This window comes from uncultured Shewanella sp. (assembly GCF_947497935.1).
GTDB lineage: Bacteria > Pseudomonadota > Gammaproteobacteria > Enterobacterales > Shewanellaceae > Shewanella.
In genome coordinates this window covers 376,516-398,267 of the sequence record NZ_CANMIO010000001.1, presented here as the reverse complement: position 1 = coordinate 398,267, position 21,752 = coordinate 376,516, and the positions used below count along the sequence as shown (strand labels likewise).

The following is a 21,752-nucleotide window of genomic DNA, read 5'->3' as shown; positions in this document are numbered from 1 at the left end:
GCTGTGGCTTAACTCATGCTGCTTAGCTCATGTGCAAGCGCACTCGTGCTGTACATGGGCTAAGCCAAGCCCCTCCACAAACGAGATGAAGATGTTCGGCAATCCTTCTGCCGCCTCTTCAAACTGTTTACGTATAGGTAGCCAGCCTAAGCCACTGCGGCTAAATGGCATTAATCGCCACGTTTAATTTATCAAACCTTAACTGTCGTAAAAGCGGCAATTAAGGCTTGAGGGATTTTTGCAGCCAAAATTTGGCTGAAAGCGGGCATAACGATAATAAAAACAAGGATCAAACCATGTTAAATAAACAAAAGTTAGGAGCTCAATAATGACTACCTGGCTAACTATAGGGATATTATTTACTTTCGCCGCCATTGCCTTTGTGATTTATCGCTGGGGTAACGTCAAGTGTATTGGTGTCACGCCAGTGCGTACCTTTACCTTTATCGCAATCCTGTTTACCTCGGGGCTCGATGTTGGCTTAATCATGTTCCCGCTAACGGAGTTCGGTGGCTATGCAGACTTAAGCGCGAGTCCTGAATACGGCTTTACTAATCCATTAGCGATTGAGTTTGGTTTCTGGGCATTCTTAATCTGGGCGTTTTACTTCTTAACTTGCTTCTATTTCTGTGTGATAGAGCCAAGAGTGAAGTTCTTCGAAATCCCAGTGATTAAGTTTATTAATAACTTAGTGATTATCGGCACCTGTGCCTTTACCGCTTACCTATTATTAACCAACTTACCTTGGTACCTGCCAGAAATGGGCGATGGAGAGTCAATTGTCAGTAGCTTCTATCTGATTGTATTCGTGATTATCGCCGCAGCCGTGTACTCGAGTACTAGCATCCGCTATGTACGTATCCTTAGCTTAGCCAGCACTTGGTTGTTCTTAGGTTTAATCGTGTTGATGTGGGCTGGCGCCTTTATGTCAAAAGAATCTGGGATCGGTGAATTCGTGAATACCTTCGCCTTAATTGGTGATTACTTTGGCAATATTCACCACTTCGTACTTCCGATGAACGATTACCACGAATTCTACCTATTCTGGTGGTTTGCTTGGAGCATCATGATTGGTCAGTTCACCTCACGTTTTGTGGGTGGCTTGAAGACCTATCAAGTATTGATTGCCATGATGGTTTTCCCATCGTTACCAATCGCCGTGTGGTTTACCGTTCTGTACTACTACAGCGCCAATGAGATAGCCACCACAGGCTTCTATAACCTTGCCATGGTGATGGTCGGCATTACTTTCGTAGTTAACTCCCTCGACTCGTTAATTCGTCTGTACACCGACAACCTCAACCTGACAGTGGAACGCTTCGGCAAGACTAAATACATCATAGGTAACCTTGCCTTAATGAGCGGCCTAACCCTGTTATTCCAACTTAACTTCTTAGAAATTCAGTGGGTTGGAGCCCTAGCCATTGGCCTAATTTTAGGCTGCTTTGGTTACATAATGGCGACGAAATACAAGAAGGTGGCCGCGATTGAGCGTTCACCAACAGAGAACAAAATTGATTTTAGCAAAATTGAATTAGCTAACTAAAAAAAAGATAGGGAAACAATGAAAACAACAATTAAAAATCTTGCGCTACTGGGTCTAATCGTTTTGCCAACAACGGCAATGGCTAACGTTAGCTCAACCGTTACTGCTACCTCTGACTACACCTTTAACGGTGTAAGCCAAACAGACAACGGTCCTGCGCTACAGGCAAGCTTAGATTACGCCGCCGATGCAGGCTGGTATGTGGGCACTTGGGCATCGAACGTTGATTATGGCTCGGGTGACGACACTTGGCTAGAACTCGACTTCTACGGCGGTATGTTCTATCAGTTAAGTGAAAGTGTTTCACTGGATGCGGGTATCGCTTACTACACTTACCATGGTGATTCGTTCTCAGACGAATATCAGTACCCAGAGATTTACACTAAGTTTGGCTACGGTTCATCTGTTGGTCAGACAGAGCTTAACTTCTGGTACACATGGGATTACTTCGGTGTGGACGCGGGTCATTACATCATGATGGCAGCACATACCTTTACCATAGCCGAAGGTCATGATATCCGTATCAGCTTTGACCGTTCAACGTCAACAGACGAGAACAAGTGGTCTTGGGATGGCGACAAAGCCTATAACCATTATCGCGCCGAGTACATGACTAGCTGGAAAGGTTTTGACTTTAACCTAGCAGTTGAAGATACCAGCATGGATATCGATACCGCCGATACTCGCGCAGTACTTTCGGTTGCAAGAACCTTCAACTTCTAAAGGGTTTCTAACCAGTATGTAGCAAGTGCAAACTTGCGCCTTATATAAATTGTGCGGTATAACGCAGGTCGTTGTACCGCACTTTTGTAAGTGCTGCTAAATCACGATCAACTGTAAGCATATTCGCTCATCACTTAACAATATCGGCAAAGGCCTTTTGGCTAAGGAAAACAGATGGAAAAGTACGAACAACTATTGATTTCACTGCGCCGAGTGATCCGAGCAATTGATATCCACTCACGTCAACTTAACAAACAATCAGGCTTAACTGGACCTCAGTTGATGGTGATGCAAAATATCGCTCAGTTAGATGCACCATTAGCTAAGGATATAGCCAAAGAAGTCGCCTTAAGTCCTGCCACTGTTACCACGATTATAGATAGGTTAGAAAACCGCAAGCTCGTGATCAGAACGCGCAGTGAGACCGATAAGCGCAAGGTACATTTGTCATTGAGTGAAACAGGCCAAGCCTTATTAAGTGACTCGCCTAAACCTTTACAAGAACACTTTATTACCCGTTATCAAAATCTGGAACAGTGGGAGCAAAGCCAATTGCTGTCATCTGTTGAACGTATCGCCGCCATGATGGATGCCGATGAGCTAGATGCAGCGCCTGTACTCTTAGTGGGGCAAATTCAAGCTGATGCACCTCAATAAAGGCGACCTCATACTGTCAGCTTTTAAAGGAGATGCTAATAGGCAAGTTCAAATCTAGATTAACTATCTTGAGCTCCCAATCCACCTTTCCATATAGCCTCGGTTGATGACAGATCTTTTCCGGTTCTCATTGCCATCATGATACGCTGTTCATTCACGGACTCAAGCTTCCCCCAATCTAATTGCGATAAGGTGTTCATCAACAAACTGATACCGCTTTGAGTGATCTGATGCCCTTTACCGGGCAGTATTAACTGGTTTGATGACATGACATGCACACCTCGGCTAGCAGTAATTGACTGAAGAAAAACACTTTTAGTCAATTCTGAGGAGCTAGAGACATCACCCGCCTTCAGCATATCTTCATATAGCCCCCTGTCGGTTGCCATATTTTTACTAACAATCACATTTAATTTCTCAATCAGTTCAGGGCTAGAATGGGACAACACACTCTGATTGCTGCCAAGAATCGTAACCCCATAATCATAAGTCTTATCACGATACTCACTCAGATAGCTTGGATACAGATTCCAAACCAAGAAGCGCTCTTTTGCAGTTAGTGGCAACTCCTTCATGATTAAAGCCATCTCTAACCTCTTAGAAAGACAGCCGATGAAAATATGAACAAGAATATCTGATTTATTATTGACTATTCTGTACAGAGTCCCCGGAGAGATCCCCCCTTCCGTTGACAGGTCGCTCATGGAAAAGCCCATAACGCCCTTCTTCTTAATGATCTCTTTGGCAACTTTAACAACAGTTTCTATGTCTATTTTCTTCATGATTTAACATGCAAGCCAAGTTGGTCTCCTCGGCTTGCAAGCTCTTACTCTATTGATTAACGTGACATGTCACACAAGCATACGGGTCTGGGAAAGTTTGGCTTGTATGCCAATCACCATTACCCATTGTCGTGATCTTATTGGAATATTTAATATCAGGGAATTCTGACTCATAGTTTCCTGCTCTATCATGCGCAACAAGCGTACCTGCAGGCATATTTAATACTGTCGAGCATGGGCCTTTATTCCCATCATCTGGCTCCCCTGTATTTCTATCTACGCAAGCGATCTCGGAAATCACACGTTCTATCGATGCGTCGCCATGATTTGGCATCTTCTGGTCTTTAGAATGGCACCAGAAACAGTGAGAAGTCTCACCATGGCCGGCTGTCGCCCCGTTATTACCATGACAAGAAGCACAGAAATATGGCTCTATCGTACCAGGCAATGCTGGCGAGTCACCATCTAGATGAATATTATCTAAGCTATGGCACATACCGCAATCTGCGACCTTCCAGCCAAAGTGACTTTCTTCTAGGGGAGCAATGGCTTTAGAAATATCATAAACAGGAAACTTTCCATCTCCCGCGATATTTTGTTCGGTCGGATTCCAAGTTTTATTCATTGCATCTAGCCAAAACAGCTGAACAACCCCAACAGGGTACTTGTTGACGATTACATCAGTCATTCGATGAATGAAAGCGCCTCCAAACAAGTTGCCCCACTCTTCATAACACTGCATTGCCGTTTGGTCAGTATGTTGTCCATCAGGTATTAACCAAGAGCAATACTTTGGCCCAGCTGCTTTAATGTTAGCAATAACGCCAGCACCATTGTCCAGAGGAATAGGATCGAAGAAGTCGGTGAAAGTTTCTTTCTCGCCAATTCGTAGTAGCCATCCAGCCAAGCCTTTCGCTCGCTGCCCATTAATTGACACCAAACCATAACTGCCGACATTTGTATCTAAATGAAGCTGAGGCCAATAGTTAAACTGAAAATCGACTAAACCTTCATCATCAGCAGAGAGCAGTAAATCCATGGCGGTATGAGTGCCCTCCGTGAAGATATCCGTTCGAATATTATGGGCAGATACAGGGATATCTCTCGCTATGACTTCGTCTCCTGCTCCCTTACCAAAATTGACGAGCAATTCAGGCAGTACGACACCCCCATGTTGCTCCAGTCTATCAACTTGCTTTCGCTGCAGTGATTGACGACGCTCAGTCATATCATGAGAGAATGACTCAAATCGAAGAAATAGATTATTGCGTACAGGAAACTCATCTAGGCGGTCGTACAAAACCTCTAACGAAGCCTGAGAGCCTTCACGCATCGACTCGCCTTCGTCATACATAAATCGAGCGTACCAATCTGGGCTATTGAGGTTACTTTCACTATCTATGTTATCTAAAGAGGTGAAGTTACCATCACCATTTCTATCCCATGACACGTTAAACTCATAGGTACCGATCTCTTGATTAAATTCACCCAGCTCGAAGTGTAAATCTTTGCGGGTATCGGCGACATAGCGTAATACGTCCAAAGCAGAGTAATTTCCGGATGAAAATAGCTCTTTATTAATTGATTCTGGATACTTCCTCTTAAGCTCGTCAGCACTGACTTTAATAATATATTTACTGTCATCAGGGGTGATTAAATTTCTACCATCCTTAGTACAGTATTGTGGATAATAATCACAGTTTCTATGACGACCTAAATATACAGTCACTTCACCGTTAAAAGTTTCTTTAGTATCAACCTTAACATCTAAATTTTCATATTCAGGCTCAGAAATAGATGGCGGTATGCTTGGGCTATCATCGGAGCCACAGGCAGCCAAAAGCAACGCAAAAGATAATGCGGAAAGTTTTTTCATTTTATTTATTTACATCCTAATTTAAATTAAGCCATCCTTGAATGGCAGCCAAATAGACTAAATTTGATTTATTGTTAGCCCCAAGTATGTGTTTCGCATTGTTTAGGTGATACTCCACACCTCTTGGCGTTAGACATAAGGCCTTGGCGATATCTTGGGTGTTAAAGCCCAATGCTGTGAGTTTTACAACAGATCTTTGTTTGGCGAATGAACGGGCTTGATGAACGCCTGCATTATCAGGCATATTTAAAGTGACTGTTTCCAATATACTTTCTTTAGAAATCTGGTTACCCACCCCATTTAACAAATATACATTCGCATATAACTCTTCACTTGCACCACTTACAACCTGTAATATTTTTGGTTCGTGAATAAATGTTCTAAAAATAAGTTTATCTCGTTCATTATCATCTACCTTAGATAACATCTTGCATGAGAAAGATTTATATTTATCATCAGATATAGCCACTTTCCTACAATAGTCATATCTATTAACGACAGGCTTACTTGCAACCTTTAACTTATCTTTTTTTTGATAGGAAAAATAAAATATTATCCACTCCATAAAACTCAACATATATACTGCAGCCTTTATATAATTTTAATAAATAAAATAGGGCAACAACTGTGAGGTCGTGCTGATTGAATCTAGAGTTCTAGTAAAGCAAGAGTTATGCGTGACACACATCACACTAATACGCGAGACTTGTTTGTTTTACGTGATCTTGAGCAATACGAAAAAGGGTTAAACCATTAGAGAAAAGCAAGAATTGGAGAAAGTCTCCAAAGTATCAACTTATCTCAGGGCGAGGCAGTATATAAATACTTCAGAAACTGACTAGGCGAGAATCATCATTGATAGAAAATAGTTAATATTATCCATTCACTAGAGTTTTTTAGTCATAAAACTACTGTAGGGGTCGTGCGTATAATCTCCAAACGGCTCGCAGCCTTGAAAGCCAAACTGCTCATAGAGTTTACGGGCTGGAATAAAGGCTTTCATAGAGCCAGTCTCAAGGCTAAGCCTCTGATAACCCCGTGATCTTGCCTCTGCAATGATGTGGGCTAATAGTTGTTGGGCAACGCCTTGACGTAAAAAGTCAGTGGATGTGCGCATCGACTTAATTTCACCGTGGGTACTATCTAACTGCTTTAGCGCACCGCAGCCAGCAAGTTCATCTTCGCTCCATAGGCTCCAGAAGGTAACATGGTCAGCCTCCAGCCCAGACACATCGAGCGCATGCACACTCTCTGGCGGCGAATGGCTGCACATATCTTCATGGTGATCTTTTAATAGCGCCAGCACCTTGTCGTCACGGATTAAGCCTAGTTTGATTTGCATTTTTCTCTCGATCTCAATCTAACTTTCATACTCGCCATGGCGGATTCAGTCGGTTCTCGCCCGCCCAATAGAGCTTAATCTTGTTGCCCGATGGGTCGTGCAGTATCGCCTCACGCCAAAGGTAGGCTTGATCCGTCGGATCTTGGTCAAACTCAATGCCCGCTTGTTTCAGCGAACTCACCCACTCATCGAGCTTCTCATGTTCAAAATAGATGATGGCGCCGCAACCTTTTCCAACAGTCTTGCCAGCCTCATCCTCTAGAGAGAGCGAAAAAGTGGCATCTCCAACGGGGCATTCGAAGCGCGCATAGTGCGGCGTATCGACTATCAGTATAAAGCCTAAGGTTAAATAGAAGTGTACCGCAGCTGGCATGTCATAAACTGGCAAAGTGACTTGATTTAGGTTCATAACTTTTCCTTATCGCTATCAACTCATTTAGCTTAACTCCTGCAGAATTGGGGTTAAGCTTTGGAGCACTGGATGTCGATTTAGATGGCAATGACAATGAAAGTGACAATGACGACTTCATCATGAATTCATTGATTAAGCTCTATTTCTGGATGGTCAGTAATACCATACATCTCTTCCATCAGCTTTAAATAAAATGCTAATGGCGGCATTTGCATTTCTGCACGGCGCGTATCTACATTAGTTTCATCTTCTATCGGTTTAATTATCACCTTTCCTGCACTTATATCTACCTGAGTTCCATACAATTGTTTGTAACCTTTCTCTATAAGAACTCTATCGGTAAGAAGAGCGACTTCCTGCCCAGTAACTCCCTCTCCCTTTAAATATGAAATTTTTAAATAAGGAAGCATCTGTGCTTTAAATTCAAGATCTGGTGAATGTTGAACGATTAAAAACACAGCCGCCATTCCTTCTTTACCGACTAAATCGCTGGTTAACCAAGAGTGTTCTTTGATAATAACCTTTAATCTATTAGTGTTGTTCTCATCTATTTCCTGGATTTTCAGCAATAATGCTTTAGAGCTATTCTCCCAGCCACTTTCTTGAATTTCACGCCTAACCTTCTGATCTATAGCACTCATATGAATCAACTCCCTTTTTAATGCTTCATTGGCTTGAGCAATAGAAAAGAAGAAAACACATAAAACGATTAAAAAGTAACGCATAAGCTAAACACTCCTTGTCCATAGCTGGTTAAACGGTATTAACTCATTCAAACGTCAAACGTTAATTTAACAAGTTATCACCTCTAAAATAGCGAAACAATAAATTGCACCGTAACAATGGCTGCCTCATCTTCGCCCTATCTCTCATCTTATCTTCAAGGCTTTTTCACTAACGGTAAGCACCGTGGTATATTAGCGTCCATATTCATTCAGGTAGTAAAAAGGTCATTTAATGAAAATCGGTATTATTGGCGCTATGGAGCCGGAAGTTGCACATTTAGTTGAGTCGATGGAAAACCCAAGCTCTACCACCATCGCCGGTATCGAGTTTGTTGCAGGTCAGCTAGCGGGTAAAGAAGTTATCGTTACTCGCTCTGGTATTGGTAAAGTCACTGCCAGTATTGCGACGACGCTACTTATCGAAAAGTATGCGCCTGATGCGATTATTAACACAGGTTCAGCTGGCGGCTTCGTCGACGCTCTAGCCATTGGTGATATCGTGATTTCATCTGAAGTACGTCACCACGATGTAGATGTGACCGCTTTCGGTTATGAGATTGGCCAGATGGCGCAGCAACCTGCGGCATTTATTCCTGACGCTAAGCTTGTGACTGCTGCGCAAAAAGCCGTGGCTAGCCTTGGTGAAGTAAAAGCAATCGAAGGCTTAATCTGTACTGGCGACAGCTTTATTTGCGATCCTGTGCGCACTAAGACCATGCTTGAGAACTTCCCAACTATGGCTGCTTGTGAGATGGAAGGCGCAGCAATTGCTCAGGTTTGTCACCAGTTTGGCGTACCGTTTGTGGTTATTCGGTCACTGTCTGATAATGCTAACAACGACTCGCCAGTGGATTTTGACGAGTATATTGTTAAAGCGGGTCATCACTCGGCGTTGATGGTTATCGCACTACTTGAGCAACTATAAGCTAAACGGTTTCTCCCTCTGACTTAACTCTCTGTTCAAGTAGCGGTTTTAAGTAAAAGAGTGCAACACAAGGATAGCGCGGCGATATGGTTCCAGAGTTTACTAAGATCTTCTCTCAAGATAGTCAGCTTTACATCGGAGCCTTGGTGTTATTGGTGTCCATTTTATTGGCACGAATCGCTCCACTGCCGCGTAGCCTACAGCCACTTGAATGGTTATCTCAAGTGGCTAAAAATTTAAGCGCGAAGGTCAACCATGTTAACCGTGCGCCCTCGCAGCAGTTAATCGCTGGCACTTTAGCCATGTTGCTGTTAATCATCCCCTTTTGGGCGGTGATAAGTTTTCTGGTCGAGTTGGCTGAATTCCCCTGGTTCTTCGAAACCATCATTATCTATCTTTGTTTGCAAGACGATCATTTCAGGTATATTGCCAACGAAACGGCTATCGCGCTAAAACGGGATAATAAGGCCCGAGCTCGTAGCCTATTACTGCCTTGGTTAACTCGCAGCACGGCGTCGCTTTCAAATGTAGGCCTGTGTAAGGCTGCCATAGAAAGACTGTCGACCACCTCAATTTATGGCACTGTTTCGGCCATCTTGTTCTATGCTATCGGCGGCGTGCCCCTGCTTATCGTCGCCAGAATGATTAAACAGCTCGAATCCTGCTGGCCTGTCTATAATCCTGAGTTTCACTATTTTGGTATGCCAGTCTATGCCTTGAGCACCCTGTTCCACTTTCTTCCAGCAAAGTTATGGAATCTTAGCCTAGCAATTCAAGGTGGTCCCAAAAGCCTTGCAACCCTGCTTTTTCCCAAAATAAATGCAACACCACTCAACGAATATCAAACCTGCGAAGTCGTCGCCAGCGCATTGAGTATCGAGCTTGGTGGGCCAGTGAAATTTAAACAGACTCGGGTTGATATGCCTAAGATAACTTATGGTGATCTCCCCGATGAACAGTCCCTACTCAGAGCGATAAAACTCAACTCCGTTGCCTTCAGCCTATGGGCATTGGCTATCATTATCTTGCCCACTATTTGGGGCATATTGCGAGTGATGCAAGGCTAATCAGAAGATATAACAGCTCTGTGTTGAATTCTGTTTAATAATGTCATTTTAGCGCTGCTTATTTGTCCATCGGATTGTAATCATCTTGTATAAATTATTGGCATTGGTATCATCATTTAAACTTACTGTGCTGACTCTTTTTAGGGCTGATTCCTTTGTTCGATAATATCCATGTTTCGCTAACTACGCCTGCCTTACTCTTTCCAGCAATCTCTTTGCTATTGCTGGCTTACACCAACCGTTTCTTTGCCTTAGCGGCACTTATTCGTAACTTGAGTAATGACGGTAAACCAATCCATAACAGCCAGTTAAAGAATCTTCGTCAACGGATCAGCATCATTAGGCGTATGCAGGAATCTGGCGCTTTAAGCTTCGCTCTATGCGTCTTATGTATGATTTTTATCTACATTGGCTTTAACAAAGTTGGCGCCTTTATCTTTGGTTGCAGCCTGTTTTTACTGCTCTATTCATTATTGCTTTCGGTTATTGAGATCCGTATCTCGGTCGATGCCCTCAACATTCATCTTGAAGAGATGGATAAATGATCGATTGGATCTATTTCTTTGACTTATGTGGTACTGCAGTATTTGCACTTTCAGGTGCATTAGCCGCGGGCAGGCACAAGATGGACCCCTTTGGGGTACTGGTGCTAGCCTCGGTTACCGCCATCGGTGGCGGTAGTATTCGCGACGCCCTGTTAGGCACGACCCCGGTGTTTTGGATCCAAGATCCAAATTACATCACGGTGATTTTAGTCACCGTAGCTCTGACCTTTATTTTTGTCCGTAAACCTAAACGAGTTCCCCGCTATATTTTGCCTGTGGCCGACGCGCTCGGTTTAGCGCTTTTTACTGTGATTGGCGTAGAAAAAGCGCTAAATTTAGAACTTAGCGGCATGACTGCTGTAGTGATGGGGTTAATCACAGGCGTTGGCGGTGGTATTATTCGTGACTTACTCTGCCAACAGGTGCCTATGGTACTTCGCACAGAGATCTACGCCACCGCATCAATAATGGGGGGGATCTGTTACACCATTAGCCTGCATTTGGGAGCGGCCGATATGTTTGCCTTATTATTTGCAATGAGTACCGCACTCGTGATTAGATTAGCCGCAATTCGTTGGCACCTTTCCTTACCGGCTTTTGATTTAAAGACACCACAATAATGAGATTAGCTTTCTTTAGTTTTGTATTTGTACTCTTTAGCTTTCCCGCTCTTGCTAATATCGGTGACATGCCAAAAGAGCAACAGCTAGCGATCAAGTATATTCACGCCCTAACTCATCAAGACTACTCTAGCCTGAGTGCTTTTTATAATCGTGACAGTGTGTTTAACGACAGAACCGCCGGGCGTAAATACACCGGCAGACGCCATATTCTTCAGTTCTTGAAACGCGCTCATCGCGGCGTACTCGAGTACAACTTTAATATCGAGCATATGTTTAACTCAGGCTCCTTAGTCGTGCTTATTGGTAATTACCGCTACAAAGGCCCAGGCGAGCTCTTTGGAAAGCCTGGACGTATCATCGATATCGCCATTCCTGGCGTGACAACACTGCGCTTAGACATGACCCATGAAAGAGTGAAAGAACATCAAGATCTGATGGATTACCAAACCATGTCAGATCAATTGGCTGTTCAATAATCGCCAAACCAGTGTAAAGCGCTAAACAGCAATGTAGCAATGTAGCAATGTAGCAATGTAGCAATCGTAAGCTTATAGCCATTACTAGTCTACCTAGCTCACAAATTCACCCTACTACAGGAAACTTTTTGTCACTAACGTGTCAAAGTATTAAGTACCTTATCTGTAGTAGGTTGTTATGAGTTTTAATAACGCGCTTCGCTCTCTGATTATCTTTTCCACGCTAGTTGCTGGCTCTGCTTTTGCTCTCGAGCAACCTATCGTGGTCTCTTTTGCCGATCAGCCTATTAATAAGTTTAATCAAAAACTTGAGCTCGCTCAGCAACAACAACGCAGCTGGAGTCAGCTGCCAGAGTCTATTTCGGCCCACTATGCGGGCAGCAGTTTCCAGCTGGCCAAAGTCAAACAATACCAAGGCAAGGTTGTGACCTATAACGTCAGTGGTGCCAGTGAGCAGCATCCTAAAATGCTATTAATCCTTTCGATGGAAAAGCAAAAAAATCGTTGGAAGTTGGATGCAGCAAGATTAACTTGGCAATGTAAAAACGGCCTGCACTTTGGTACAGACCGTTGTTCGGATAATCACTAGCCGATTTAGGCCCTGTGATATGTGTTTAGACTTAGCTCTTAGGCCTAGCGAGTTAAGCTAGGCCATCGCAGCAGCTTAAACTATTGTGATCTTAGCGAACTTACGCTTACCCACTTGGAAAACAGCCGAAGTACCAGCGTGCAATTGTAGGCGAGTATCTTCAATCTTATCGCCATCCATCTTAGCAGCACCCTGCTTAATCATACGCATCGCATCAGATGTTGAGCTCACTAGACCGGCTTCTTTAAGCAGGTTAGCAATCGCAATACCTTCACCAGCAGCAATCTCTAACTCTTCGATATCGCTAGGGATAGCGCCTTTTTGGAAGCGGTTGATAAACTCATTGTGTGCAGCTTCTGCGGCAGCTTCATCATGGAAGCGTGCGATGATCTCTTTCGCTAGTGCGATTTTCACATCACGTGGGTTAGCACCCGCATCAACGTCTGCTTTAAATTGCTCAATTTCAGTCAGAGGACGGAAAGACAGTAGCTCGAAGTAACGCCACATCAAATCATCTGAGATTGACATGATTTTACCAAACATCTCACCCGCCGGCTCACTCACACCAATATAGTTGTGAGCAGACTTAGACATCTTCTTAACACCGTCTAGGCCTTCAAGCAGTGGCATCATGATCACTGTCTGTGGCTTTTGGCCTGCAGACTTTTGCAGTTCACGACCCATTAGAAGGTTAAACTTCTGATCGGTACCACCTAGCTCAACATCAGCCTCGAGTGCAACTGAGTCGTAACCTTGTAGCAATGGATACATGAATTCGTGGATCGCAATTGATTGACCCGAACCGTAACGCTTCTTAAAGTCATCACGTTCCATCATACGTGCAACAGTTTGCTGTGAAGCAAGGCGGATCATACCCGCAGCACCAAGTGGCTCTAACCAAGTAGAGTTAAACTCGATACGAGTCTTAGCAGGATCTAAAATCTTATAAACCTGCTGCTTATAAGTTTCAGCATTGGCAAGCACTTGCTCACGAGTCAAAGGTGGACGCGTGCTGTTCTTACCACTAGGGTCACCGACCATACCGGTGAAGTCACCAATCAAGAAGATCACTTCATGACCTAGCTCTTGGAAAGTACGCATCTTGTTCAAAATAACCGTGTGGCCAAGATGAATATCAGGAGCGGTCGGGTCAGCGCCTAATTTAATTTTTAATGGGCGACCTTCTTTCAACTTCTCCAGTAGATCCGCTTCGAGTAAAATCTCGTCGGTGCCACGTCTTATTTCTGCTAATGCTTGCTCTAAATCAGCCATATCGGCGGTTACTCCTGGGAGCCTAATCAAAAAAATATGGGCACTCATGTTACTTGTTAGCAAGCACAAATGAAAGTGTGTACACTAAAGGGATCACTAAGAAAGGGCTAATTTGGTATCAAGGTCAATGGGAAAGGTTATAACTTTATTTAAATTACTGCCGAAATTACATCAAATGCTCTTGTGCGGTTTATTATTTGTCACGTTAATTATTATCTTAATGCCATCAGATGACGTGCAGGCATCCAAACAAACACCGTCAGCCGACGGTGAATATGACGTTAATACACGTTATAGCGTACCGTTAGCTTTTAGAACTCCCACTGCGCCGGCAGCATCATTAAACGAGACGGATCCTGAGCAGCGTAAACGCCTTGCACAACTTGCGCCAGCAGCAAGCAAAAGTGCAGAGCTGTCTCAACAACAAGTAAAGCCTGAACCGACTGCAGAAACTGCGCCCAAATTAAATGAGAAACACTTCCAAGTAAAAAGCGGTGACACCTTAGCTGCACTCTTTGAGCGTGCAGGATTGACGGCGAAAGATGTCTATGATGTCACGCAGCTACCAAAGGCTAAGAAGAACCTGCTAAAAATCATGCCTGGCGATGACTTAGTTATTGCTAAAACCGTAGACGGCAAGCTGGCAAGATTGACTTATCATCTCGATAAAATCACCACCTTAATCGTAACTCATAACGAAAGCGGCTATGAAGAGCAGATCGTCACGAAGAAAGTTGAGGCTCGTAATAAATTTGCTAGTGCTACCATCGAAAACAACTTCTGGAACGCCGGCGTGAACGCTGGGCTGACTCCGAACCAAATTATGCAGCTGGCTACCATTTTTGGCTGGGATATCGACTTTGCGTTAGATCTACGCAAAGGCGATCAATTTGCCATGATATTTGAAGAAGAGTATGCCGATGGCGAGTTCTTAAAGAATGGCAATATTCTAGCAGCAGAATTCACTAACCAAGGTGACCGCTATACGGCAGTAAGATACAAGGATGGTAACTACTATTCAGAAGAGGGCCGCAGCATGCGTAAAGCCTTCCTGCGCTCTCCGGTTGACTTTAAATATGTGAGCTCAAGCTTTAATCCTCGTAGGCTCCATCCGGTAACAGGCCAAGTTAAAGCCCATCGCGGCGTAGACTATGTCGCGGCCGTGGGTACACCGATTAAAGCTGCGGGTAATGGCCGAGTGATCAAGTCTAGCTATAATCAATACAATGGTAACTATGTGTTTATTAAGCACAACGATACCTATACCACCAAGTACCTGCATTTGACCAAACGTAAGGTCAAGACCGGACAATCGGTTAAGCAGGGACAAATTATCGGTACCCTAGGCTCAACGGGGCGAGTAACGGGGCCTCACCTGCACTATGAATTCATCGTTAATGGCGTGCACCGTAATCCTCGTACCATCAAACTACCAAAGTCTGAGCCGATTGCGAGGAAGGAGAAAGCCCAGTTTGCTAAGCTTAGTGAAACAATGATGGCTGAGCTTGAACATAACAAACAGGTGCAAATCGCAGCGCAGTAGCGCTGCAGGGCCCCAATCTTTACTCGGTGGGATTTATAAGGTTTTTATAGGTTTAATGCCATGAATAACAGTTATTACGTAGGCTTAATGTCCGGTACGAGCATGGACGGTATCGATGCGGTTCTGGTTAGCTTCGATGGCGATCAGCCAAGCCTTATTGCCTCTCACACAGAGGAGCTTCCAAAGGCGCTATTAAGCAGCCTGCAAAAGCTTTGCCTGCCGGGTAACGATGAAATAAACCGCCTCGGTCACTTAGACCGTAGCATGGGTAAACTCTTCGCCAAAGCGGTCAATGCCCTGCTGGAGACAGCCAATGTCGACAAGTCGCAGGTCATCGCCATCGGTAGCCACGGTCAAACCGTGCGCCATATGCCTAACCTTGAGATGGGCTTTACCCTGCAGATTGGCGATCCCAACACCATTGCCGTTGATACGGGTATCGATGTTATCGCCGATTTCAGACGCAAAGACATCGCCCTCGGCGGCCAAGGTGCACCACTAGTACCAGCCTTTCATCAGCATGTATTTGCTAGCCCTAATCACAAACGCATCATCCTCAATATAGGTGGAATCGCCAATGTGACCTATCTACCGGGTAATAATGAAGATGTCACAGGCTTTGATACCGGTCCTGGAAATGGATTAAGCGATGCGTGGATCCAACATCAGCTCGGCCAGCCTTATGACAAGGATGGCGCCTGGGCAAAATCGGGCACCACAGATCAAAGAATGTTGCAGCACCTGTTGTCTCACCCCTATTTTTCACTCGCCGCGCCCAAGAGCACTGGCCGGGAACTGTTTAATCAGGCTTGGGCGGAGCAGCAACTATCTGAATTTGGCCACTTAAGTGAAGCCGATATTCAATCGACCCTCCTCGATTTAACCTGCTACAGTATTGCCAACGACGCACTTAAGTTATCGGAAAATGGTGAACTGTATGTGTGTGGTGGCGGCGCCTACAACAGCGAGTTGATGCACCGATTACACAAACTCCTGCCTAACTATAAGGTGGTGACAACCTCAGAGCTTGGCATAGATCCGCAATGGGTCGAAGGGATTGCCTTTGCCTGGTTGGCAATGCGCTATCATCAAGGTCTACCGGGGAATCTACCGGCCGTGACTGGAGCCTCAAGAGAAGCCATCTTAGGATCCTTCTATCCGGCTAGATAAAGCCAAAATAAACATAGCAGCATAAGCTCACATACAGGCTTGTGCTGCAATTGATATTTCACCTTAGTCTTCTAATACAACAGCTTGTGCTGCAACCTGATCACATCACGTTTGTAATTTTGCGATAAGGTCATCAGTAAGCTGTTTCGGTTAGCCACATAGGTCATCGCGCCCGAGCGTGGAATACTGCCCGACGGTAACTTCAAAATAGGCGTGATAAGCCCAGTGTTAAAACGCCAAAAATTAATCAACTGAAAACCACTGCGACTGTTTCTAAAATAGATCCCTTTATCGGTTGCCACCCAGTTATAGCCTTCACCGAAATTATTACCACTGATCAGCTCGCTCGGCTGGCCAGGCTTAGCTAAAGAGAGCATCCACAATCCGCTTTTTCCAAGCTGAGTAAAGACTAACTTATCGTCGGCGATCATCTTGCCTAGCCGCATATCGATAGGGCTTATGACCTTAGGTAAGCGGTTATCTAGATAAAACTCAGTGATACCATCTTTACTACTCGCCAGCACCATCTCATCATTCCAACCCCAGCTAGGGCGATTATGATCGAGATAGGGGGTAGCAAGAATGCTGATATTGGAGGTCTTCATATCCAGCACATGAATTTTGTTACCTTCGTTTTTGTCATCCGGTGCAAGAAAAGCCACCTTCGTGCCATCATGAGACCAGCTAGGATAAGCCACCCTACGCTTCAGATCTGTGTGCTGCCGCCTTTGATTGCCATCGGCATCGCTTGACCAGATTTCATTAAAACCGGTTTCATTAGAGACATAAACAATACGCTGAGTAACAGCAGAATAATCGGGGTTTCGGTAGCTGTATTCTACCTGTAGCAGTGGAAAGGTCGCCGTTGGGATAGATTGCTCTAGCGCAAATGAGGCGACCTGATAATCACGCATATAATTGGAATAAACCACTTCATCACTTTCGGGAATAGAGCGCGGGTAACTCATGCCCTCCACTTCTAATGACTGGATCAGCTTGTCATCGATCCCCACTATGTAGCCGTGTCTTACTCCGGAGTTTTCCGTGCTAAAGATCAAACGCTCACTGTCTTGATGCCAGCTAAGACCGCGAATATCCTCTAGACCAAAGGTTAAACGCTGCTCTTCTCCTGTTTCGGTATGCAAAAGAAAGATATCTTCCGAAATATTACCAAAGCGCCTAGCCACTGCGAGCCAACTTCCGTCAGGACTAAAAGCCGCATCACGATCTCGGTAACTACAGTTTTCTTTGCAGGATAAACGCTTAGGAATACTGTCGTCTCGATTTAAAGCCAACTCATACAAGCCCGAACCAAAACCTTCGCCAGCATCCCAAATATAAACCAAACGACTTGCATCCGGCGCGACATCTATAGCCGAGCTATAGGTGTAGCATTCTCCTAACTTAAGTGCTTCGTTGCTGTCTAAATTGAGTTTAGTCAGGTAGCACTTATCTTCACTCCGATGCTCTGAACCATAATACAGTGCGCTGCCATCAGGACTCCACACGGCTCGGATCTCTGCAGACTTAGTCGATGTCAGTCGCTTGGGGCTTTCGGTTGGGTTTTGCAGATCTTTAAGGTAAAGGCTCGCATACCTATTACTGCCACGACTGCCATAAACCAGCCAACGACCATCGGGAGAAACTGCCGGATAAAGCTCTGAGCCAGCTGCTGTAGTTAAATTCAACTTAACCGTTGGGACATAGCGAATGCTGTCTTGATACAAATGGTAACCCCAAGCCACAGCTATTAGGGCTAAACAAAGACTTGCTGCCAGCAGCAAGCGTCGATTAACGAGAGTCAGCCGAGTAATTGTCGACTGCGCTTGCTGAAATAAGTCTGGCTTTTCCACCAGATCCGCATCATTAAACTCAGGTTCGAGTAAAAGGCGATAACCCATCTTTCTTACAGTTTCAATGCCTTGCTCGCCACCAGCATCTCGATTGAGCTGTTTACGAAGATGCCAGATTGCATTGGTTAGCGCTTTACTGCCCACATAGCTGTTGCCTTCCCAAATATTGTCAATTAGCTCCTCTCGGGTGACAACTTTCGGATATTGCCGCGCAAGGTAGCTTAATACTTCAATAAATTTTGGCTGAATAGAGACTTTTTTAATGCTATTGCTATCGCTGCTCGCGTCATAAAAATTAAGGCTATTATCACTAGGGTTAACCTCACACCGACCGAGCTTAAATACCGCTTCTTTTCTTATCTCTACCATCTCAACCCCATTTTTTGCTTATCTTTTTTATATCGACAGTGACAAAACCATCAAGAATTCACATCTATTCAACATAGACAAAGCAAACTACACGCCCCCAAAAGATACACTAAACCAATGAAAATATGAACAATAGACATTGAATAGACATATAAACAACAAAGAAACGACCCGCAACCGATTGCCGCCCGATTACAAATTAATTACAAATGAACTCAGTTGACAACCAGCAGCATATGAATTGGAAACTCGACAGTATTCACCCCAGGAATGACTCGCCTTAATCAGCTGATGTTGTGCGCAAATAGGATTAAAGGCGTTTGGGGACATTATAAAAATAAGGACTGCAATCAATGAAATCTAAGATGAAACCTAAGATGAAAATTTCAGCATTGAGCCTAGCCATCAGTATGGCGGCGCTCACCCCCACAACCTTATTTGCAGCCGAAGCCGCAGACAAGAGCGACGCTAAACAAGAGATGGAAAAAATTGAGGTCACGGGTTCACGTATTAAACGTGCCGACTTCGAAGGTGTTGCGCCAGTAACCGTGATCACCGCCGACGATATTGCCAATAGCGGCCTTAACTCTATTGCTGAAGTACTGCAATCCTCTGTAGCCAATACTGGTGGCTCATTAAATGGCGAAAGTGATGGCTATACCGACAGTGCTAGCTCTGTCAACTTACGTGGTATGGGCGCCAACCGTACCTTGGTATTGATCAACGGTCGCCGCCAAGCTTCGTTCCCTAGTGCAGCAGGCGGCACCTCAAACTTTGTCGATGTATCTGATATTCCAACAGCTGCGGTAGAGCGCATCGAAATCCTAACCGGTGGCGCATCGGCCATTTACGGGTCAGATGCCGTTGGTGGTGTAGTGAACATCATCTTAAAGCAGAGTTATGAAGGTGCAAAGGTCGCTGCCAAGTATACCGAGCCCACGCAGGGGGGCGGAGAACAGTTAGATCTGTCTTACCTACAAGGCTTTAATACCGACAAGAGCCAAACCCTGTTAATGCTTGAATATAAGAAAGTTGAATCGATTCAAACTTATCAGCGTGATGACCTTTATAGCCCTGCTTACTATGAAAATGAAGACGGGATCCTTACGTGGGGCGCAGGTCCTTATGGCGATGCAACGCCTTCAAGTTGGTCTTCTAGAATTACCGATTACAGCAAGGTTTATCACGAAGATAAATACGTCAACCTTGATGAGCAGCAATGTAACGAGTTATTTGGTGATAAAGGCATTTACAGACCTGCGTACAAATATGATTGCTACTACGATAAGTATGCCGACCGTGGCTTAAAGTCTGCTTATGATCGTGTCAACTTAGTGCTGAACTCAACTTATGACTTAAATGATGATTGGCAGATCTACGGCATGATCAACGCATCTTACAAAGAGTCGACCAAGTACAAAGATGAAAAAGGTTTTGGCACTAGCATCTATCAAGATGAAGCGACCGGTGCGCTAAGTTATGACAAATATGAGTTTGAAGACGATAATCGCTTCTACCTTGCCCGTAGAATGGAAGAGTATCCAGGACCGCGTACCTATGATACCCAAAACACTAAGGCTGCTATCTCGTTTGGCGCCGACGGCACCATAGGTGAGTATGAACTAGATCTCTCTTGGTCGAGCAGCTACAACAAGTATGAAAAACAAAACCATCATATGGTGAGCGCCGATGCGCTGCTCGATATTGTCACCTTCGATCCAAACGATGCAGATCCATCAAAATGGTACCCACATAATGAGCTGACAACTGAACAAGCTAACATGTTAATTGCTGATTCAACCAAGAATTCAGATTCAAGCATGCATCAGTTTCAAGCCGTATTTACTGGCGACTTAATGGAATTACCAGCGGGTACAGCCGGCTTTGCAACCACGGCGGAGTGGGCGCGTGAAAGTTATGAAGACACCCTAGATGAGGTCACATCAAGCGGTGGCTTAATCGGAATGGGTGGTACAGGTGGTAAGGGCGACCGTGATCGTGTGGCCGTTGCCGGTGAATTACAAATCCCACTACTTGCCGACATCACAGGGGTTAAGTCTCTGGACCTTTCAGCAGCCCTTCGTTACGACCAATACTTGGATGACTCAGATGTAGGCGGCGCAACCACACCACAGGTTGGCCTATCTTATCGTCCAATTGATGAGGTCATGGTTCGTGCTAACTGGGGTAAGAGCTTTAGAGCGCCGGATATGCACCGCCTATATGCTGGCCGAACTATCGGCTTCGGTGGCACCGATTATCCGCATCCAACGATCCCTGATGAGATCTATGAAGATGATTACCGCTCAATTACTCAAGGTAATTTAAACCTTGAAGAGGAAAAGGGTGAATTCTGGAACTTAGGTTTCGTTGCCAATATTACCGACAGCGCAGATATTACTGTCGACTGGTGGAACATCGAGCTTGAAGGCGCAGTGAAAACTATCTCTACCGATGAGATGCTAGACGATCCTTCTTATTATCAGACGGGTAACTACAGCAGTTGTGAAGAGATGGATAGAGTCGGTTACCTGACTGAATACGATGACGATGGCATCGAAAACATCGCCTGTATGCGTAAGGGCCCTATCAACAGCGCCTATGAAGCATCAGAAGGTATCGATACCAGCTTCAACTATCAATTCCCTGAAACAGCTATTGGTGACTTTAAATTTAAAGTAGCCGCCTCTTACTTAATTAAGAAAGAGTACCAAGAGCGCGTCGATAGCGAGATTGAAGAGCAAACTGAAACCGATTACTTCCCTAAATGGAAAGGTAACGCAAGCTTGAGCTGGAACTATCAAGACTTCAGTGCAACCGTTGCTTATTACTACACAGGTGAAGCAAAAGGTGTCGATCTGTTCGAGTACCTAGATGAAAATGGTGATGATGTTGAATCGATGGAAACTGATACCTTAGATGCCTATCAAACAGTCAACATCACCTTAAGCTACTACGCACCGTGGAAAGGTCGCTTTACCGCAGGTGTTAAAAACCTCACCGATGAGATGCCACCTTTGTACGACGTGCGTAACGACAAGCACAATGACTGGCCTTTCTATGAAGATGACAACAGCAGCTATTCAAATACTGGTCGTAGCTTCTTCTTAGGTTATTCACAGAAGTTTTAACCTCGTTAACTCCCCAAACAAGTTGAAGTGAGTGTATTCAACTTGTTTGGGCGTAAATCTCCCTTAATAACGAGTTCTCAAGCGTCCATCTAATGGGCGCTTATTTTTAAAACAACCACCTCTGGT

At 44.6% G+C, this 21,752-nt stretch carries 21 protein-coding genes; 12 read left to right on the top strand and 9 right to left on the bottom strand.

What is annotated here, in order from left to right; all coding sequences use genetic code 11:
• Positions 1-27: 27 nt before the first annotated feature.
• Positions 28-171, bottom strand: coding sequence for a hypothetical protein (locus tag Q1A86_RS01710; RefSeq protein ID WP_299802086.1), 144 nt, complete (start codon positions 169-171; stop codon positions 28-30).
• A gap of 157 nt (positions 172-328) precedes the next feature.
• Here Q1A86_RS01710 and Q1A86_RS01705 point away from each other — a divergent pair, with 157 nt between their 5' ends.
• The 3 genes from Q1A86_RS01705 (at position 329) to Q1A86_RS01695 (ending at position 2,926) form a co-directional block, all read left to right on the top strand.
• On the top strand, positions 329-1,546 hold the full coding sequence (locus tag Q1A86_RS01705; RefSeq protein WP_299802083.1) for a BCCT family transporter: 1,218 nt from the start codon (positions 329-331) through the stop codon (positions 1,544-1,546).
• An 18-nt stretch (positions 1,547-1,564) separates the two neighbouring features.
• The gene (locus Q1A86_RS01700; RefSeq protein WP_299802081.1) at positions 1,565-2,269 is read left to right on the top strand and encodes a TorF family putative porin; all 705 of its coding nucleotides are present in this window, start codon (positions 1,565-1,567) and stop codon (positions 2,267-2,269) included.
• A gap of 174 nt (positions 2,270-2,443) precedes the next feature.
• Complete coding sequence (locus tag Q1A86_RS01695; protein ID WP_299802079.1) at positions 2,444-2,926, top strand: MarR family winged helix-turn-helix transcriptional regulator; 483 nt, start codon at positions 2,444-2,446, stop codon at positions 2,924-2,926.
• A 59-nt stretch (positions 2,927-2,985) separates the two neighbouring features.
• Here Q1A86_RS01695 and Q1A86_RS01690 read toward each other — a convergent pair whose 3' ends face one another.
• The 6 genes from Q1A86_RS01690 to Q1A86_RS01665 form a co-directional block, all read right to left on the bottom strand.
• Complete coding sequence (locus tag Q1A86_RS01690; RefSeq protein WP_299802078.1) at positions 2,986-3,708, bottom strand: hypothetical protein; 723 nt, start codon at positions 3,706-3,708, stop codon at positions 2,986-2,988.
• A 49-nt stretch (positions 3,709-3,757) separates the two neighbouring features.
• Positions 3,758-5,584, bottom strand: coding sequence for a hypothetical protein (locus tag Q1A86_RS01685; RefSeq protein WP_299802076.1), 1,827 nt, complete (start codon positions 5,582-5,584; stop codon positions 3,758-3,760).
• 16 nt (positions 5,585-5,600) lie between these two features.
• Positions 5,601-6,161, bottom strand: coding sequence for a helix-turn-helix transcriptional regulator (locus tag Q1A86_RS01680; RefSeq protein ID WP_299802074.1), 561 nt, complete (start codon positions 6,159-6,161; stop codon positions 5,601-5,603).
• Positions 6,162-6,470: 309 nt separating this feature from the next.
• Positions 6,471-6,926: a GNAT family N-acetyltransferase gene (locus tag Q1A86_RS01675; RefSeq protein WP_299802072.1), complete on the bottom strand. Its 456-nt coding sequence runs from the start codon at positions 6,924-6,926 to the stop codon at positions 6,471-6,473.
• 25 nt (positions 6,927-6,951) lie between these two features.
• Positions 6,952-7,335 carry a VOC family protein gene (locus tag Q1A86_RS01670; RefSeq protein ID WP_299802071.1) on the bottom strand — a complete coding sequence of 128 codons (384 nt, stop codon included), beginning with the start codon at positions 7,333-7,335 and terminating at the stop codon, positions 6,952-6,954.
• 128 nt (positions 7,336-7,463) lie between these two features.
• Positions 7,464-8,063 carry a DUF6624 domain-containing protein gene (locus Q1A86_RS01665; RefSeq protein ID WP_299802069.1) on the bottom strand — a complete coding sequence of 200 codons (600 nt, stop codon included), beginning with the start codon at positions 8,061-8,063 and terminating at the stop codon, positions 7,464-7,466.
• A 232-nt stretch (positions 8,064-8,295) separates the two neighbouring features.
• Here Q1A86_RS01665 and mtnN point away from each other — a divergent pair, with 232 nt between their 5' ends.
• The 6 genes from mtnN to Q1A86_RS01635 all read left to right on the top strand — a co-directional run bounded on the left by mtnN (position 8,296) and on the right by Q1A86_RS01635 (position 12,288).
• Positions 8,296-8,988 carry a 5'-methylthioadenosine/S-adenosylhomocysteine nucleosidase gene (gene mtnN, locus Q1A86_RS01660; protein ID WP_299802067.1) on the top strand — a complete coding sequence of 231 codons (693 nt, stop codon included), beginning with the start codon at positions 8,296-8,298 and terminating at the stop codon, positions 8,986-8,988.
• An 86-nt stretch (positions 8,989-9,074) separates the two neighbouring features.
• Complete coding sequence (locus Q1A86_RS01655; RefSeq protein WP_299802065.1) at positions 9,075-10,055, top strand: cobalamin biosynthesis protein; 981 nt, start codon at positions 9,075-9,077, stop codon at positions 10,053-10,055.
• A gap of 167 nt (positions 10,056-10,222) precedes the next feature.
• Positions 10,223-10,600, top strand: a complete 378-nt coding sequence (locus tag Q1A86_RS01650) for a DUF2721 domain-containing protein (protein ID WP_220764463.1) — start codon at positions 10,223-10,225, stop codon at positions 10,598-10,600.
• Positions 10,597-11,220: a trimeric intracellular cation channel family protein gene (locus Q1A86_RS01645; protein WP_299802064.1), complete on the top strand. Its 624-nt coding sequence runs from the start codon at positions 10,597-10,599 to the stop codon at positions 11,218-11,220. Before Q1A86_RS01650 ends, Q1A86_RS01645 begins: the two co-directional genes overlap by 4 nt.
• A complete protein-coding gene (locus tag Q1A86_RS01640) occupies positions 11,220-11,699 on the top strand; it encodes a nuclear transport factor 2 family protein (protein WP_299802062.1) in 480 nt (159 codons plus the stop codon). Before Q1A86_RS01645 ends, Q1A86_RS01640 begins: the two co-directional genes overlap by 1 nt.
• Before the next feature lie 178 nt (positions 11,700-11,877).
• A complete protein-coding gene (locus tag Q1A86_RS01635; RefSeq protein WP_299802061.1) occupies positions 11,878-12,288 on the top strand; it encodes a hypothetical protein in 411 nt (136 codons plus the stop codon).
• Between the two features lie 75 nt (positions 12,289-12,363).
• Here the strand turns inward: Q1A86_RS01635 and tyrS are convergent, their stop codons facing one another.
• On the bottom strand, positions 12,364-13,560 hold the full coding sequence (gene tyrS, locus Q1A86_RS01630) for a tyrosine--tRNA ligase (protein ID WP_299802059.1): 1,197 nt from the start codon (positions 13,558-13,560) through the stop codon (positions 12,364-12,366).
• Positions 13,561-13,687: 127 nt separating this feature from the next.
• On the opposite strand from tyrS, the gene Q1A86_RS01625 reads away from it, so the two are divergent.
• Together Q1A86_RS01625 and Q1A86_RS01620 are read left to right on the top strand one after the other, a co-directional pair.
• Entirely contained in the window at positions 13,688-15,103 is a 1,416-nt protein-coding gene (locus tag Q1A86_RS01625) for a peptidoglycan DD-metalloendopeptidase family protein (RefSeq protein ID WP_299802058.1), read from the top strand.
• A gap of 60 nt (positions 15,104-15,163) precedes the next feature.
• On the top strand, positions 15,164-16,273 hold the full coding sequence (locus Q1A86_RS01620; protein ID WP_299802056.1) for an anhydro-N-acetylmuramic acid kinase: 1,110 nt from the start codon (positions 15,164-15,166) through the stop codon (positions 16,271-16,273).
• Positions 16,274-16,344: 71 nt separating this feature from the next.
• Here Q1A86_RS01620 and Q1A86_RS01615 read toward each other — a convergent pair whose 3' ends face one another.
• On the bottom strand, positions 16,345-18,495 hold the full coding sequence (locus Q1A86_RS01615; protein WP_299802054.1) for a winged helix-turn-helix domain-containing protein: 2,151 nt from the start codon (positions 18,493-18,495) through the stop codon (positions 16,345-16,347).
• Between the two features lie 353 nt (positions 18,496-18,848).
• On the opposite strand from Q1A86_RS01615, the gene Q1A86_RS01610 reads away from it, so the two are divergent.
• On the top strand, positions 18,849-21,626 hold the full coding sequence (locus tag Q1A86_RS01610; RefSeq protein ID WP_299802052.1) for a TonB-dependent receptor: 2,778 nt from the start codon (positions 18,849-18,851) through the stop codon (positions 21,624-21,626).
• Positions 21,627-21,752 lie beyond the last annotated feature (126 nt).